The following is a 15,694-nucleotide window of genomic DNA, read 5'->3' as shown; positions in this document are numbered from 1 at the left end:
GGGGTACTCGGTACGTGTCGGAGCCAACTCAACCAGCGGTGACGCAGCCTTATGACGAGGAGGCTGAACGCTTGGCGGACGATCACATCGACACGATCGCCGAGACACGCCCGCTGCCCGAGCCCGAGACCGTATCTGCGGCGCGCGGGCGCCCGGATCTGCTGCCCAGCATTGGCCACATCGGCCGCTATGCGCTGAAATACAAGATTGGTGAAGGTGGCCTGGGGACCGTGTACGCGGCCCATGACCCTTTGCTGTCGCGCCTGATTGCGATCAAGACGCTGCATGTGGACATGTCGCCATCTGATCGGGAGCAGTTCAATGCGCTGTTCCTGAATGAGGCCAAGGCGGCCGGCAGCTTGAACCACACGCACATCGTGACGATGTACGACGCGGGCACGAGCGAGCAGGGTACCTACATTGCGATGGAATTGCTGCGTGGCAAAGATCTGCGCCAATTGCTCGCGATGGGCTGGAAACCGACGCCAGCGCAATCTGCCCTGATCGTGCGCCGTGTGGCCGATGCGCTCTCTTACGCGCATCACAAGGGCGTGATCCACCGCGACATCAAGCCCGCCAATATCTTCATGGTGGGGCGCACGCAGCCTCGTGTGCTGGATTTCGGCATTGCGCGCATCCGTCAGGCGGAATCGCTGGCGCAGCGTGATGACCCGCAAAGCCGCTTCCAGGAAATCGTGGGCGGCTCGCCTTATTACATGGCGCCCGAGCAGGTGCAGCACAAGCCGGTGGACCGCCGCGTGGACGTGTATGCGCTGGGCGTGGTGCTGTACGAGTTGTTGACCTTCAAGCGCGCCTTCAGCGGCAACAGCCTGGAAGAGATCGCGGACGGCGTGCTCAACAAGCCCGTGCCGCTGGCGCACGAGGTGAACCCGGATGTGCCCAGGGTGCTGTCCGAGATCGCAGCGCAGGCCATGCACCGTGATCCTGAGCAGCGTACGCGCTCGGCCAGGCGCCTGTCCGCCGAGTTGCGCTCGTGGCTGGAGGGGGTGGAAGGGCGTCAGGATGCGGCGGCCTTCAGTCGTGGTGGCATGGCTTCTCGTGTTGGTCGGCCTGGTTTGTGGACCGTGGCTGTTGCCGGATGGGTGGCGGCCTTGCTGGGTGTGGGGTGGTTGGTCTACCAGTCGCGAACGAGCCATGTGCCCGCTGCGCCGGTGCGGGAGGTCAGGCAGTCACCCGTGCCGGCCAAGCCAGGCGAATCTGTCGTGGTGGCTACTGCGGCAAAGAGCCCCCCCGTTTTGACCACAATGGCCGCTGTGACGCAGCCTGCGGCCGCCGTGCCGGCTTCGGCTTCGCCAGTTGCATCGGCTGCCGTGCCAAGTGAAGCGCCCCAGGCCAACGGCACCTTGAAGCTGGCCATCAGCCCATGGGGCGAAGTGCTGGTGGACGGCCGTGCCGTAGGTGTCGCACCGCCTTTGCATCAGCTCAGCCTTTCACCTGGCGCGCATGTGATCACCATTCGTAACGGTGAAGCCCCGGATTTCCGGCAGACTATCGAGGTGCGTGCCGACAAGGTTGTGCGCGTGAAACATCAATTCTGAAAATCAAGATCGCTGAGTCATGAAGTCTGAAAGCGTTGCCCGCAAGGGTTGGGAGTGGAGCACGGTCACCATGCCGGTTGCTCTGGTTGCGGTGGCCGGCGTCCTGTCGGCCTGTTCTGCTACGAAGGGCTATGAGCAGCCCAAGCCTGCGGCCGCGCCCGCTGCGCCTGCTGTGGTCGCTTCTGCGCCGGCGCCGGTTGCGCCAGAGCCTGTGGTCAAGAACCCGTCTGCGGCTGATATGGCGCTGGTTGATGGCCTGAAGGCCTATCAAGCTGGCCAATACAAGATGGCTGAGACGCAGCTGAAAACCGCCCTGCAAGGCGGCTTGACTGCGCCCGCCGATGTGGCCAATGCCAACAAGCATCTGGCCTTCATTTATTGCACCAGCAAGCGCGACACGCCCTGCATGGCCGCCTTCAAGGCCGCCAAGGCCGCTGATCCGTCTTTTGCCTTGAGCAAGGCCGAAGCCGGGCACCCGATGTGGGCCCGCACCTACAAGAAGGCCTTGGGCCTCAAGTAAGGCCGCGCGCCTCTCGCGGTCAGTTGCCTGGCCAGATCAGGCGAGCACGATGTCCAACTGCCTGTCTCCCTGACCCGCCCAACGGCGGGTTTCTTCATCCAGCAGGTGAATCGTGCGCGGGTGTTGAATGGCCCATCGGCGATTGAGGTGCAGCCTGGCTCGGCCACCGCGTACGCGTTGCAGGGTGGCCACCTTCTCGGGCAGGTCGATGCGGGCGTGATGCAGGATGGTAGCCAGGCGAAGGCACAGCACCTGAGACATGAAGGCCGTGTCGTGCAGGTGTTCAGCCAGCTTGATCAGCTCCCCGCGTTGACCCAGCGCCAGTGCCGCCAACCTGCGCAATTGCGACTGCGAGAAGCCTGAGGCATCCACATGTCCCAGCAGGTAGGAGCTGTGACGGTGGTGATCGTGGTGAGACACCATCATGCCGATTTCATGCAAGGCGCTGGCCCAGCCGAGTTCGCGGGCGTCTTCGCCATCGGCGCTGGCAGCAGGTTCCCCCAGTGTTTGCCACAGTGCCAAAGCGCGAACACGCACGCGCTCGGCATGGGCGGCATCCACACGGAAGCGTTGTTGCAGCTCTCGAACCGAGGTGTCGCGTGGGTCGGGCAAGCGGTGGTTGCGTGCGGCTTCCAGGCGCTCTTCCAGATCGAAGATCACGCCCTGGCGCAGGGCGCCCTTGGCGGGGCGCAAGGCCTCGATATCGAAATGCTGCGACAGCGTGTAGAGGATAGACAGGCCGCCGCCCAGCACCGCCTTGCGTTCGGGCTTGAGGCCGGGCAGGTTGAGGTTTTCAGTTGAGCCGGCTGCAATGCATTGCTCGATGCACCAGCGCAGAGATTCGGGTGTGATGCAGCCATCGGTGATGCCGTTGGCGGCCAGGATCTGCGACACCGCACCCACCGTGCCGGACGAGCCCAGGGCCTCCTGCCACAGGTGACGGCCAAACAGCGTCAAAGCCTCTTCCAGCTCGGCCCCTGCGGCGATCTGGGCTGCACGGAAGTTCTCTGCCGTGTAGCGCCCCTGCGGGAAGTGCTGCATGGACAGGCTCACGCTGCCCACGCCAAACGATTCGGCTTTTTGCGGCGTGCGGCCGTGCCCCAGGATCATCTCGGTGGAGCGGCCACCAATGTCGATCACCAGGCGTGGCAACTCGCTGGGTTGCAGGCGGGATACGCCTTGATAGATCAGTCGGGCTTCTTCCCGGCCGGAGATGACCTCGATCGGGTGGCCCAGCACGCGGTCGGCACGTTGCAGGAAGGCGTCGCGGTTGCGGGCTTCGCGCAGGGTCTGGGTGGCCACGGCGCGAACCTGCCAGGGCGCAAAGCCCTTGAGCTTGATGGCAAACTGCGCCAGGCACGCCAGACCACGCTGTGTAGCCTCTTCGGTGAGCAAGCCGCGCGCATCCAGGCCTGCGCCCAGCCGCACCGTTTCCTTGAGATAGTCCACCCGCTTGTAGCGGCCCTTGACCAGCTCGGCGATTTCAAGCCGGAAGCTGTTGGAGCCCATGTCGATGGCGGCCAGCAGGTGAGGGAAGCGGCTGTTGTCCAGACCAGGGGTCTGGGTCTTGCTTGTTGTCTTGGCAATGAGCTTTTCCATGGGGCTTATTCTCCCCGCTTTGCGTGACGAATCTGTCCTTGCGGAGGGCTGTAGTTGACATGATTGCTAAGATCAGCGCATGACTTTGACTTACATCGTGACCGCGACCTTTGTCGGTGGTCTGATTTCGGTGCTGTTGGCTGCGGCCGTCTCGGCACCTTTGCTGGGCTTGATCGTTCGCCATCTGGTGAGCCTGTCCACCGGCGTGCTGCTGGGCACGGCGCTGCTGCATGTGTTGCCGGAGGCCTTCGAGTCGGGCAAGGATCCTCAAGGTCTGTTTCTCACCTTGCTGGGTGGCCTGCTGTTTTTCTTTCTGCTGGAGAAAGCCGAGCTGTACCGTCACGGGCATCACCACGAGCACGATGGGCACCACCACCACCATCACTTCGATCGAGAGCAGGCAGGGCGTGGCGGCTGGAGTGTGCTGGTGGGTGATTCCATCCACAATTTCTGCGATGGTGTGCTGATTGCCGCGGCGTTCCTGGCCGATCCACATCTGGGCTTCGTGACCGCACTGGCCATCATCGCGCACGAGATCCCGCAAGAAGTGGGCGACTACATCGTGTTGATCAATGCCGGCTTCTCGCGCATCCGTGCCCTGGTCTACAACATGATCTCGGGCATGGCGGCCGTGGTTGGGGGTGTACTGGGCTACTTCCTGATCGGGCCGTTCAAGGAATACCTGCCCTACATGATGGTGGTGGCTGCCAGCAGCTTCGTGTATGTGGCGGTGGCCGATCTGATCCCGCAATTGCAAAAGCGCCTCAATGGTCGCGATACGGTGCTGCAGATCTTCTGGTTGGCAGCCGGCCTGGTGATGATCGGCTCGATCGTGCACGGCATCCACGATCATTGAGTCCATACCCGATCAGGACAAACGTGCTTCCCTCGGCGCGCTGAATGTGCTTAAAATAAAGGCATAAATAAAGTCAGTTAACAGGGGGAATCATGCGATCAATGTGTCGCTTCATGGGCCACTTGCGCGGCCCCGCATCCGGTATGGATGTGCAAACTTGGCGGTTTACCGCATTCAGTACACCAAATTCCTGCTGATGGGCTTGCGCCGAGAGATCTGCTGATCCTCGGTGCGCTTCGCTATTGGCATTTCGATACCAGGGCTATTTGATACCTGGTGTGCTTTCTTGCGCGTGTGTGAATGTTTTCGCGCATGTGTTCCGCTGTTCGCTGCTTGTTTTCTTTGCGGCGTGTGGGGGTGTGCGCCCGTGCGATGTGGTTGTTTTGTTCGTGTGTTGATTATTAATATTAAAAAGGGGTGGTTATGGCTTTGCCTAAAGTATTGTTCATCTGGGATGACAGTGATTTGAATGATGTGAATCTCGAACATCCTGAAAAAGGAAATGTGGGCGTGGGGGGGACCGATTTTCTGTTCGGGTCCGTCTCTCACGAGTTGGGCAAGCGAGGCATAGGCCAGGTGGCCGTCTTGCATCGACATGCTTCCAATACGCTATCGAAATCGCTCAGGGATATCGTGGTGCCACAAGGCGCTTCGCTGGCCGAGACACTGAAGTCCGTGGCGGGTGACTTTGACTTCATCGTGGCACGCCCAGGCGATCAACTGGTCCAGTTGATGAAGGTGCTGCCTTCGAATGTGCGTGTCATTGCCTGGGCCCACAACCATTTGCGTGGCCCCATGTTGAAGTGGCTTGGCAGGGAGCGGCGCGTGGTGGCTGTGGTGAACGTCGGGCGCGAGCAAATGCTGCTGACGCGTCTGTCGGCCTGTTATGCCAAGAGTACCTGGATTGACAACCCGGTTTATGAGGCCGAATCAACTGATGGTGAGCGCAGGGGGTGTCGCGCCGTCTATATGGGTGCGCTGGTTCCATCCAAGGGTTTCTTGAGTCTGGCAAAAATGTGGCCGGCCATCAAGGAGGCTGTGCCCGATGCGCAGCTGGATGTCATCGGCTCGGTAGATTTGTATGGTGCGGGATCAGGTGGTGTCGGCTATATTGAAAAGGTGCGCCATCACCTGGGTCACAATATCGAGGATGCCGGGGTTTGCTTCCACGGTAAATTGGGTGTTCAAAAAGCCGATGTGATGAACCAGGCTTTGGTGGGTTTGCCCAATCCAACGGGTTTCACGGAAACATCCTGCCTGTCAGCGCTGGAAATGTCCTCGGCTGGATTGGCGCTGGTTGTGCCTCATCGTTGGGGTTATTGCGATACGGTCAATCCGGCGCAATCGGGGGTTTTTGCGTCAGGTGGTCGGTCATATGTGCGCAGTGTGGCCGCCTTGCTGAACAACCCTGATTCAGCAAGGCGCATTGGGGCCACGGGCCGCCAGTGGGTCAGCGACAACTTCAGTTACGACCGGATTTGTCAGGAATGGCAAGGGCTGTTTCAGCGCTTGCTGGAAGGCAAGGCCTTGCGCAAGCAGGCGCCGACCTACCCGACGGGCCGATACCCCCATGGGCTCTTGTACCGGTTTGATTTCCTGGGGCCTTACGCGCAACCCTTGGTGGATGTGACCGACAAAGTGGTCGGGTGGAACATGCGGCGTTGATGGGTATCGCTACTTGTTCGTGGTCGGCGCGTTCGGCTTGAATTGAGTCGATACGATGCCGGCCCCGACAATCAGCGCCATGCCGATCACGCCGTCCACGCTGAGCTTTTCACCGAAGAGCAGCATGCCGAACACGCTGGCGTGCACGATGCCGAGGTACTGCAGGCTGGCGTTGACCAGCATGCGGCCTTGCGCATAGGCGCGGGTCATCAACAATTGGGCGATGGTGGCAAACACGCCAACCCCGATGAGCGCGGCCCAGGCTTCAAGCGGGATGCTCACCATCGGCGTGTGGTTGGCCTGGCCCGGGATCAGCCAGATCAGGGCGCCCAGTACGGTGCCTGTCAACGAGAAATAGAACACCACGCGCACTTCCGGTTCGCCTGCGCGGCCCAAGGCCGTGACCTGTACATAGGCCATGGCCGCCAGCATGCCCGAGAAGATGCCCAGCAGGCCCGCGACAATCTGATCGCGCGCCAGCGTGGGGTGCAACACCAGGCCCACGCCCACGAAGCCCACGAGGATGGCGATGATGAGGCGCCGGTCGACTCTGGCTCCACCCAGCAGGCCGGCGCGGATCAGCAGATAGGCCGCCATCCACACCGACGACATGTAGTTGAGCGTGACCGCCGTGGCCAGTGGCAAGGTGCCGATGCAGTAGAACCACAGCGACAGCGCAAACACACCGGCAAAGCCTCGCTTGAGGTGCAGCATCGGCACCTTGGTCTGCAGGCTGGAGTCTGAGCCCCATGCGATGGCCGCCATCATGACAGCCCCCACCAGGCCGCGCGCACTGACCACCGCGGCCGTGCCGAAATGCGCCGAAGCCAGCTTCACGCACACGCCCATGCAGGCGAACAGCAAGGTCGCCAGTACCATCTGGGCATAGGGCGAGATGCCGGGCTTGGAAGACATGGACATCGGTATAAAACGCTGGAGCCTTGCCTGACCCAGCGACCACCGAGGAGCCGGCTTGGCCGGTCCACTGGTGGTTGCCCCCTTGAGGGGGCGCGCAAAGCGCGTAGGGGGTGAGGTTCTTCCCTCGCGTCAGCGCGTAGGGGGGGAGATCTGCCTTCTATACCACTCGTGGAAGTGCTGCATGCCGTCTTCCATCGGGCTCTGATAAGGCCCGACTTCATTGTCGCCACGCGCCAGCAAAGCCTTGCGGCCGGCATCCATGCGCTCGCCGATCTCGTCGTCCTCGATGCAGGTTTCCATGTAGGCGGCTTGCTGTGCCTCCACGAATTCGCGCTCGAAGGCGGCGATCTCTTCGGGGTAGTAGAACTCCACCACGTTGAGCGTCTTCTGCGGGCCTTGCGGGTACATGTTGGACACCACCAGCACGTGCGGGTACCACTCGACCATCATGGTCGGGTAGTAGGTCAGCCACACGGCGCCCTGGTTGGGCTTTTCGCCACCACGGTAGTTCAGCAGCACTTCGCGCCACTTCTTGTAAACGTCCGAGCCAGGCTTGTCGAAGGACTTGGCCACGCCCACGGTCTGCACCGAGTACTCCTGGGCCATGTCCCAACGCAGGTCGTCGCATGTCACGAAGTTGCCCAGACCAGGGTGGAAGGGGCCGACGTGATAGTCCTCCAGATAGACCTCGATGAAGGTCTTCCAGTTGTAGTTGCACTCGTGCAGTTCGACCTTGTCGAGCACGTAGCCGCTGAAATCGAGGTCGCCACCGGGCTTGAAGCGCGCGTCGATGCCAGCCAGATCAGCGGCGATGTCGCGGCCGTTGTCTTCGAACAGCAGGCCGTTCCAGTTGCGAACCTTGTAGTTGTTGAGGTTCAGGCAGGGGTCGTGGTCGAAATGCGGCGCGCCGATCAACTCGCCCTGGTGGCTGTAGGTCCAGCGGTGCAGCGGGCAGACGATGTTGTTGCGGCTGTTGCCACGGCCCTTGAGCATGACCGCCTGACGGTGGCGGCACACGTTCGAGATCAGCTGGATGCCATCGGGCGAGCGCACGAGGGCGCGGCCTTCGAGTTCCTGGGGCAGTGCGTAGTAATCGCCCACCTCGGGCACGCTCAGGGCGTGACCCAGGTAGCGAGGACCGGACTGGAAGATGCGCTCAAGCTCCTGTTGGTATAGCGACTCGTCGAAGTAGACGGACACGGGCAGTTGCGTGTGACTGCGGCTGAGGGCGTTGAGTGCGGTACTCAGGTCGGACATGATCCCCAGGATCTCCAAAAACCAATGTCAACCCCCCTTGGGCTTGAAACAGGCACCAAGGGTTTTGAACAATCCCTGGCTTTTGCCAGGGGCCTGACACTTCCCGAGCCCTGCTGCGCGCCAATCGGCAAGCCAAACCCTGACCGACAAGGTTGAAAACCTGTCGGTGGTGGGCTTGAGCCAGCGGGCGAAAGGGTTCGGGAAAGCCCGAAATTGTACCCTCAGGGGGGAGTGAGGGCCAATACCGGGTACTGCGTCAGGTCAAATGGTCGGCGCGGCCACCCAGTCCGGGGGGATCAGCGGCGGCGACGCTGCAGGGCCAGCATCACCAGGCCACCCATGCTCAGCATCAGCAGGGATGAGGGCTCAGGTACGGCAGAGGGGGCGCCCAGGTATTGATAGCCATTGATCGAGGTGAATGCGACGCCGTCTTCAACCTGGATGCCCAGATAGTCTGAGTGGCTGGCATCTGTGCTCAGCGTGCAGTTGGCCAGATGAAAGCAGCGCGAACCGTTGTAGAGCTGGAAGTTCAGCACGATGTCCGTGTTGGTGGGCGCCTCGAAGGTCAGCACGGTCTGGCCGGTGTAGCGACCGTTTTCAGCATCGCCGTTGCTGTAGACGCCATTGGGGCCGCCTAGCGCCCATTCACGGAACAGATCCTTGCCGGCGCTCTGCCTATTGGTCAGGGTGGGCATGGCTTCCAGTGGGCAGCTGATGCCGTCGGAGCCATAGTCCACGCAGGTGGCGTTGGGGTCGAAATCAGGGTTGGCGGTCACGTACTCGGCAGAGACGTAGCGCGAGGAGTCAGCCTGCATGAAATGACTGATCTGCTGGTAGCGCTGAAAGGGTGTCATGCCCAGGCCGGCGAAGGTGGTGTCGTAGTCCAGTGTGATGGTCAGGCGGGCAGTTGCCGCGGGCCCGGTCAGGCGGATCGTGTCGTAGATGTCCATCCGGGCATAGGATTCGGCGATGTTGATGGGCGTATCTCCCTGCGTCTGCACCGACGTGACGGACTTGAACATGCCGGTTGTAGGATCGGCCCAGGCATTGACCGATGCTGCGACCTGCCCTGATGTCACCGTTTGAACGCCACCTGTGGTGAATGTGTCGTACGGTGAGGGTGCGCTGGCGTAGTTGTAGGTCTGCGAGGCCATTTCTTCTGCGCTCAGCCCCCAACTGAAGACGGCGTCTGCATGGGCGACGGAGGCGGCAAGACTCAGTGCAGCGGCGCCAATGGCGCTCAGGGTATTGGGGAGAGAACGCATGAAGGTTTTCCTCTGATTGGTTATGCTGATTCAGCGATCGGGTTTATACCAATGAAAGCCTTGGGTGCCCCCCCCCTCTCAACGGGGGTGGCATCCATGTGCGGGGTGCGGCGCAAGTCAGCGGCAGGAAATAGAATACGCGTTTGCCCTCAACGGGGGCCTCTCAGACCACGCCATGGCCAAACCCGCCAAAACCATCGCAGCCGCCACCGCCGAGACCCCTCCCATGCCCGCCAGTTACGAAGAAGCGCTGGCCGAACTGGAGCAATTGGTCGGCAAGATGGAAGCCGGTGCCTTGCCGCTGGACCAGTTGCTGGCCAGCTACCAGAGAGGCGCTCAGTTGCTGCAGTTCTGCCGTACACGGCTGGAAGCTGTGGAAGAGCAGGTCAAGCTGCTGGAAGACGGGCAACTCAAACCCTGGGATGTGGCATGAGCGCCGCACGGCCGCCCGAAGGCGCTCGCCCCGCACTGCGCAGCACGGAGGTTTCCTGATGTCCCCTGAAGTGTTCAAGGACTGGTCGGCCCAGGTGCTGGCCCGTGTGGAGTCGGCCCTGAGCGAATGGGTGCCCGCATCGGCACCTGCCGGCCTGGGTGATGCGATGCGCTATGGCGTGCTGGATGGCGGCAAGCGCCTGCGTGCCTTGCTGGTTCAGGCAGCGGCAGATGCCGCCGGTGCAGGCGCAACCGCACAGGGCCGGGACGCGGCCTTGCGTGCAGCTTGCGCGGTGGAGTTGATTCACGCCTATTCGCTGATCCACGATGACATGCCTTGCATGGACAACGACGTTCTGCGCCGGGGCAAGCCCACGGTGCATGTCCAGTTCGGCGAAGCACAAGCCATGCTGGCCGGCGACGCCATGCAGGCCCTGGCCTTCGAGGTGCTCACACCCGATGCCGATGAGGGCGCTCCTGCGGCAACCGATCCCGTCTTGCAGGCGCGCCTGTGCCGTTTGCTGGCTCGGGCATCGGGGCAGTCAGGCATGGCAGGCGGGCAGGCGATTGACCTGGCCAGCGTAGGCCACGCCCTGGATGAGGCCACCTTGCGCGACATGCACCAGCGCAAGACTGGCGCCTTGCTGCGCGCCAGCGTGCAGATGGGCGCCGCCTGTGCCGGCTTGCAAACGGACAGCGCGGCCTGGAAGGCCTTGACCGAGTATGGTCATGCGATGGGCCTGGCCTTCCAGATCGTTGATGATGTGCTGGACGCGACCCAGGGCTCCGAGACTCTGGGCAAGACGGCAGGCAAGGATGCCGATGCCAACAAGCCAACCTATGTGAGCCTGCTGGGCCTGCAAGGCGCCCGCGATGAAGCGGATGGCCTGTTGCGGCAATCCCTGGCTGCGCTGGCTCGCAGTGGCTTGTCTGCGGCGGACACGGCGGCGTTGGCGGCACTGGCCGAGCGCATCGTGCATCGCGATCACTGAACACAACAAGAATTCCCTTCAAGGACGTCTCAACATGAGTTACCCCCTGCTGTCCAGGATCGACAAGCCCGCCGATATCCGGCACCTGTCCCGGTCCGAGCTCAAACAGCTGGCGTACGAACTGCGCGATTACCTGTTGCACAGCGTGTCCCGCACGGGCGGTCACCTCTCGTCCAACCTGGGTACGGTCGAGCTGACCATTGCCTTGCACTATGTGTACAACACGCCGGATGATCGTCTGGTGTGGGACGTCGGCCACCAGACCTATCCGCACAAGATCCTCACGGGGCGCCGTGACCGCATGCCATCCTTGCGCCAGCTGGGCGGCATGAGCGGTTTCCCGCGTCGTGACGAGAGCGAGTACGACACCTTCGGCACGGCCCACTCGTCCACATCCATCTCGGCCGCATTGGGCATGGCCTTGGGTGCGCAATTGCGTGGTGAAGCCCGCAAGGCTGTGGCCATCATCGGCGATGGCGCGATGACCGCCGGCATGGCGTTTGAAGCCCTGAACAACGCGGGTGTGCCGCATGCGGGCAAGATGCCCAATGTGCTGGTGGTGCTCAACGACAACGACATGTCGATCTCGCCACCGGTGGGTGCGCTCAATCGCTATCTGGCCCGCCTGATGTCAGGCCGCTTCTACACGGCCGCGCGCGAGAGCGCCAAGCAGATGCTGCGCAATGCGCCGCCCTTGTTCGAGCTGGCCAAGAAGCTGGAAGAACACGCCAAGGGCATGGTCGTGCCCGCCACGATCTTCGAAGAATTCGGCTTCAACTATGTGGGCCCCATTGATGGCCACGATCTGGATTCGCTGATCCCCACGCTGGAAAACCTGCGTGATCTGGAAGGCCCGCAGTTCCTGCATGTGGTGACCAAGAAGGGCTATGGCTACAAGCTGGCCGAGGCTGACCCGATTGCGTACCACGGGCCAGGCAAGTTCGATCCAGCTGTGGGCCTGGTCAAGGCGCCTGCCGGTGCCGAGCCGCCCAAGCCCACCTTCACGCAGGTGTTCGGCCAATGGCTGTGTGACATGGCTGCGGCCGATCCGCGCCTGGTGGGCATCACGCCGGCCATGCGCGAAGGCTCAGGCATGGTGGAGTTCCACCAGAAGTACCCCGGCCGCTATTTCGATGTGGGCATTGCCGAGCAGCACGCCGTGACCTTTGCGGCCGGCCTGGCTTGCGAGGGTTTGAAGCCTGTGGTGGCGATCTATTCGACCTTCCTGCAGCGTGCCTACGATCAGCTCATCCATGACGTGGCCATCCAGAACCTGCCTGTGGTGTTCGCGCTGGACCGCGCCGGCATCGTGGGTGCTGACGGCGCCACCCACATGGGTGCGTTCGACATCGCGTTCACGCGTTGCATCCCGAACATGAGCTTCATCGCACCGGCTGACGAGGCCGAGTGTCGTCAGGCCCTCAGCGCGGCTTACGCGCAGAACCACCCCGTGGCCGTGCGTTATCCGCGTGGTGCAGGCGCAGGCGTGCCCGTGCCGACCAACCTGGATCCACTACCTTGGGGCAAGGGTGAAGTGCGCCTGCAAGGCACGCAAACCGCGGCTGGCCAACGCGTGGCCATCCTGGCCTTTGGCACCTTGCTGCAACCCGCCTTGAAGGCCGGCGAAGCCTTGGGGGCCACCGTGGCCAACATGCGTTTCATCAAGCCGCTGGATACCGAGTTGGTGGCGCAACTGGCCAAGAGCCACGACCTGCTGGTGACCGTGGAAGAAGGCTGCGTGCAAGGTGGCGCGGGTGCCGCTGTGGCGGAAGCGTTGGCTGCGGCCGGCCTGTGCAAACCCATGATGATGCTGGGCTTGCCGGATCAGTTCGTCGAGCACGGTGAGCCTGGCAAGTTGCTGGCCATGTGCGGGCTGGATGCGGCGGGGATCGAGCAATCGGTGCGTGCGCGCTTGGCCGCTGGTCAGGCTTGATGCCACCGAGCGTGGCAAGGGTCACTCGCTGTTGACCGCATCAAAGACAAAGCCCTCGCGAGAGGGCTTTTTTCATGGCATCACATCATGGTTGCATCAGGACGTGGCGGAGGCGTCTGCTGGGGCCTCGCTGTCACTGCTGCTGCAACTGCCGCCACAACCCGAGATGGCTTCTTCTGGCAGTTTGTCCGGGTTGCTGACCTTGCCCGTTTCGGGGTCGTAGCCCATGGTCTTGAGGTGCAGGGCCAGGCCAAAGTCCATGTTCTGCGCGTGATGCGGGAACCAGATCGTCAGTTCATGCGCCATCTGGCGGATCGGCGCGAAATCGCCAGCCTGCCCGAGCGCTTCGCCCTCGCGCAGTACCTTGAGCACCACGGCGTGTTGAGAACTGTGGCAGTTGCCGGGTGCAAAGCCGGTGTCCTTCATCCACTGGTCTTCTCGGGCGAAGTGATCGTCGGTGTGCGCGATCAGGGCTTGCCAGTTGGCCAGCAGGTTGGCGTCATCCGAGGCTTCGACCTGGGCCAGCAGGTCGACAAATTCCTGGTGCGTGGTGTCCATCACGGGCATGGACAGGGACAGGGCTTCAGACCAGACAAGCGTAGACATGGCAGCGTTTCCTCAGTGGGCCCTTGTGGATGGAAGAGGGCCTTCAATCATTGAGGGGCGAGCGTAGCCGCTGGCCTGCCGTGAGGTTTTGCGCTGGCGCAAGGGCCGTGCGAGGCTGGCGTCTCGAGCAGGCTAAGATGGCCGCCGTTTCACGATGAGGTCCACCTTGCTACAGCGTTTTCGGTCATTGATCCTGTTTTGTGTGTCCGGTGGACTGGCGCTGTTTGTGGACATCGGCGTGCTGTACGTGAGCCGGCCCTGGCTGGGCGACTATGGCGGTCGCGCGCTGTCCTTCCTGGTGGCGGCCACCTTCACCTGGCTGTTCAACCGCTACATCACCTTCAGCGGGCCGAAGGAGGGCAGCGTGCTCAAGGAGTATCTGAGCTACCTCTCATCCATGCTGGTGGGAGGCGCCATCAACTATGGTGCCTATGTGGGCAGCCTGCAGGCCTTTGACGCCGTGCGCGCGCAACCCGCCTGGGGTGTAGCGATCGGTAGCCTGGCTGGTCTGGTGTTCAACTACCTGTCGGCGAAACGCATCATGATGAAAGATGCGAAGGCCTGATCATCAGGTGCCAAAGCAAAAGGCCGTGGGCATGTGCCGCACGGCCTTTGTCATGTGGCGTTGGCGCGCCGTGGTTCTGGATCAGGCCAGACGAGCGCGATGGCGTGCCACCTGCGCACGCACTTGCGCAGGCGCTGTGCCGCCCAGCGTGTTGCGGGCGTTCAGCGAGCCACGCAGGCTCAGCACCTCATACACGTCCTGCTCGATGGTGGCGTTGTAGCTCTTGAGCTTGTCCAGCGGCAGCTCGGACAGGTCCACACCAGCGGCGATCGCGTCCTTCACGGCATGCGCCACCACTTCGTGCGCATCACGGAAGGGCAGGCCCTTCTTGACCAGGTAGTCGGCCAGGTCGGTGGCGGTGGCGTAGCCCTTCTTCGCAGCGCGCTCCATGGCTTCAGGCTTGACGGTGATGCCGGCGGCCATCTCGGCGAAGATGCGCAGGGTGTCCTTCAAGGTGTCAACCGTGTCGAACAAGGGTTCCTTGTCTTCCTGGTTGTCCTTGTTGTAGGCCAGGGGTTGGCCCTTCATCAGGGTGATCAGGCCCATCAGGTGGCCCACCACGCGGCCGGTCTTGCCACGCGCCAGTTCAGGCACGTCGGGGTTCTTCTTCTGCGGCATGATCGACGAGCCGGTGCAGAAGCGGTCAGCCAGGTCGATGAAACCGAAGGACTGGCTCATCCACAGGATCAGCTCTTCGCTCAGGCGCGAGACGTGCACCATCAGCAACGAAGCGGCCGAGGTGAATTCGATGGCGAAGTCACGGTCACTCACACCGTCCAGGCTGTTCTGGCAGACGGCAGGCAGGCCAGCATCATCGACCATGCCCAGGGTGCGGGCGACGCGTTCGCGGTCCAGCGGGTAGCTGGTGCCGGCCAGAGCAGCCGAGCCCAGCGGCAAGCGATTCACACGCTTGGCGCAATCGATCATGCGTTCGGCATCGCGGGAGAACATCTCCACATAGGCCAGCAGGTGGTGGCCAAACGCCACGGGCTGGGCCACTTGCAGGTGGGTGAAGCCAGGCAGGATGGTCTCTGCGTTCTGCTCGGCCACGTCCACCAGGGCCTTTTGCAGCTCGGTCAGCAGCACGCCGATTTCGTCGATTTCACCGCGCAGCCACAGGCGCACGTCGGTGGCGACCTGGTCGTTGCGCGAGCGGCCGGTGTGCAGGCGCTTGCCGGCGTCGCCCACCAGCTGGGTCAGGCGGGCTTCGATGTTGAGGTGCACGTCTTCCAGGTCGAGCTTCCACTCGAAGGCGCCGGATTCGATCTCGGACGTGATCTGGGTCATGCCCTTCTGGATGGATGCCCAGTCATCGGCGGACAGCAGGCCCTGCGCGTTGAGCATCTCGGCGTGGGCCAGCGAGCCCTGGATGTCGGCTTTCCACAGGCGTTTGTCGAAGAAGACGCTGGCGGTATAGCGCTTGACCAGCTCGCTCATCGGCTCTGAAAACAGGGCCGACCAGGCCTGGGACTTCTTGTCGAGTTGGTTGGTGCTCATGGGGTAGGGTCCTGGATGTGGTCCGGAAAA

Annotated in this window: 15 protein-coding genes; 8 read left to right on the top strand and 7 right to left on the bottom strand. The window is 62.5% G+C overall.

Annotated features, from left to right (window positions below):
- Positions 1 to 14: 14 nt before the first annotated feature.
- Together HY836_RS07535 and HY836_RS07530 are read left to right on the top strand one after the other, a co-directional pair.
- Positions 15 to 1,559 carry a serine/threonine-protein kinase gene (locus HY836_RS07535; protein ID WP_290675122.1) on the top strand — a complete coding sequence of 515 codons (1,545 nt, stop codon included), beginning with the start codon at positions 15 to 17 and terminating at the stop codon, positions 1,557 to 1,559.
- Between the two features lie 19 nt (positions 1,560 to 1,578).
- Positions 1,579 to 2,079, top strand: a complete 501-nt coding sequence (locus tag HY836_RS07530; protein WP_290675121.1) for a TssQ family T6SS-associated lipoprotein — start codon at positions 1,579 to 1,581, stop codon at positions 2,077 to 2,079.
- A 36-nt stretch (positions 2,080 to 2,115) separates the two neighbouring features.
- On the opposite strand, the gene HY836_RS07525 is transcribed toward HY836_RS07530, so the two are convergent.
- On the bottom strand, positions 2,116 to 3,588 hold the full coding sequence (locus HY836_RS07525; RefSeq protein WP_290675134.1) for a Ppx/GppA phosphatase family protein: 1,473 nt from the start codon (positions 3,586 to 3,588) through the stop codon (positions 2,116 to 2,118).
- A 169-nt stretch (positions 3,589 to 3,757) separates the two neighbouring features.
- On the opposite strand from HY836_RS07525, the gene HY836_RS07520 reads away from it, so the two are divergent.
- Complete coding sequence (locus tag HY836_RS07520) at positions 3,758 to 4,534, top strand: ZIP family metal transporter (protein WP_290675120.1); 777 nt, start codon at positions 3,758 to 3,760, stop codon at positions 4,532 to 4,534.
- A gap of 174 nt (positions 4,535 to 4,708) precedes the next feature.
- Here HY836_RS07520 and HY836_RS07515 read toward each other — a convergent pair whose 3' ends face one another.
- Complete coding sequence (locus HY836_RS07515) at positions 4,709 to 5,131, bottom strand: hypothetical protein (RefSeq protein WP_290675119.1); 423 nt, start codon at positions 5,129 to 5,131, stop codon at positions 4,709 to 4,711.
- 39 nt (positions 5,132 to 5,170) lie between these two features.
- Here HY836_RS07515 and HY836_RS07510 point away from each other — a divergent pair, with 39 nt between their 5' ends.
- Positions 5,171 to 6,199, top strand: a complete 1,029-nt coding sequence (locus HY836_RS07510) for a glycosyltransferase family 4 protein (RefSeq protein WP_290675118.1) — start codon at positions 5,171 to 5,173, stop codon at positions 6,197 to 6,199.
- A 9-nt stretch (positions 6,200 to 6,208) separates the two neighbouring features.
- Here the strand turns inward: HY836_RS07510 and HY836_RS07505 are convergent, their stop codons facing one another.
- The 3 genes from HY836_RS07505 to HY836_RS07495 all read right to left on the bottom strand — a co-directional run bounded on the left by HY836_RS07505 (position 6,209) and on the right by HY836_RS07495 (position 9,639).
- Positions 6,209 to 7,114 (bottom strand): DMT family transporter, encoded by a 906-nt coding sequence (locus HY836_RS07505; protein WP_290675117.1) that lies wholly within the window; start codon positions 7,112 to 7,114, stop codon positions 6,209 to 6,211.
- A 132-nt stretch (positions 7,115 to 7,246) separates the two neighbouring features.
- Positions 7,247 to 8,374: an aromatic ring-hydroxylating dioxygenase subunit alpha gene (locus tag HY836_RS07500; RefSeq protein WP_290675116.1), complete on the bottom strand. Its 1,128-nt coding sequence runs from the start codon at positions 8,372 to 8,374 to the stop codon at positions 7,247 to 7,249.
- Between the two features lie 296 nt (positions 8,375 to 8,670).
- Positions 8,671 to 9,639 (bottom strand): PEP-CTERM sorting domain-containing protein, encoded by a 969-nt coding sequence (locus HY836_RS07495; RefSeq protein WP_290675115.1) that lies wholly within the window; start codon positions 9,637 to 9,639, stop codon positions 8,671 to 8,673.
- 175 nt (positions 9,640 to 9,814) lie between these two features.
- On the opposite strand from HY836_RS07495, the gene HY836_RS07490 reads away from it, so the two are divergent.
- Genes HY836_RS07490 through dxs form a run of 3 tightly spaced genes read left to right on the top strand, consistent with a single transcriptional unit; the run spans position 9,815 to position 12,996 of the window.
- A complete protein-coding gene (locus HY836_RS07490) occupies positions 9,815 to 10,072 on the top strand; it encodes an exodeoxyribonuclease VII small subunit (RefSeq protein WP_290675114.1) in 258 nt (85 codons plus the stop codon).
- A 58-nt stretch (positions 10,073 to 10,130) separates the two neighbouring features.
- Positions 10,131 to 11,063 carry a polyprenyl synthetase family protein gene (locus HY836_RS07485; RefSeq protein ID WP_290675113.1) on the top strand — a complete coding sequence of 311 codons (933 nt, stop codon included), beginning with the start codon at positions 10,131 to 10,133 and terminating at the stop codon, positions 11,061 to 11,063.
- Between the two features lie 34 nt (positions 11,064 to 11,097).
- Positions 11,098 to 12,996 (top strand): 1-deoxy-D-xylulose-5-phosphate synthase, encoded by a 1,899-nt coding sequence (gene dxs / locus HY836_RS07480; RefSeq protein ID WP_290675112.1) that lies wholly within the window; start codon positions 11,098 to 11,100, stop codon positions 12,994 to 12,996.
- A gap of 96 nt (positions 12,997 to 13,092) precedes the next feature.
- Here the strand turns inward: dxs and HY836_RS07475 are convergent, their stop codons facing one another.
- A complete protein-coding gene (locus HY836_RS07475; RefSeq protein WP_290675111.1) occupies positions 13,093 to 13,602 on the bottom strand; it encodes a hemerythrin domain-containing protein in 510 nt (169 codons plus the stop codon).
- 166 nt (positions 13,603 to 13,768) lie between these two features.
- On the opposite strand from HY836_RS07475, the gene HY836_RS07470 reads away from it, so the two are divergent.
- Positions 13,769 to 14,167, top strand: a complete 399-nt coding sequence (locus HY836_RS07470) for a GtrA family protein (RefSeq protein WP_290675109.1) — start codon at positions 13,769 to 13,771, stop codon at positions 14,165 to 14,167.
- Between the two features lie 81 nt (positions 14,168 to 14,248).
- On the opposite strand, the gene argH is transcribed toward HY836_RS07470, so the two are convergent.
- Entirely contained in the window at positions 14,249 to 15,664 is a 1,416-nt protein-coding gene (argH, locus tag HY836_RS07465) for an argininosuccinate lyase (RefSeq protein ID WP_290675108.1), read from the bottom strand.
- Between the last annotated feature and the right edge of the window lie 30 nt (positions 15,665 to 15,694).

The sequence above is a fragment of the Aquabacterium sp. genome (assembly GCF_016234775.1).
Classification (GTDB): Bacteria; Pseudomonadota; Gammaproteobacteria; order Burkholderiales; family Burkholderiaceae_C; genus Aquabacterium.
The sequence above is the reverse complement of the archived record's forward strand: the minus strand, read 5'-3'. Positions and strand labels throughout refer to the sequence as shown.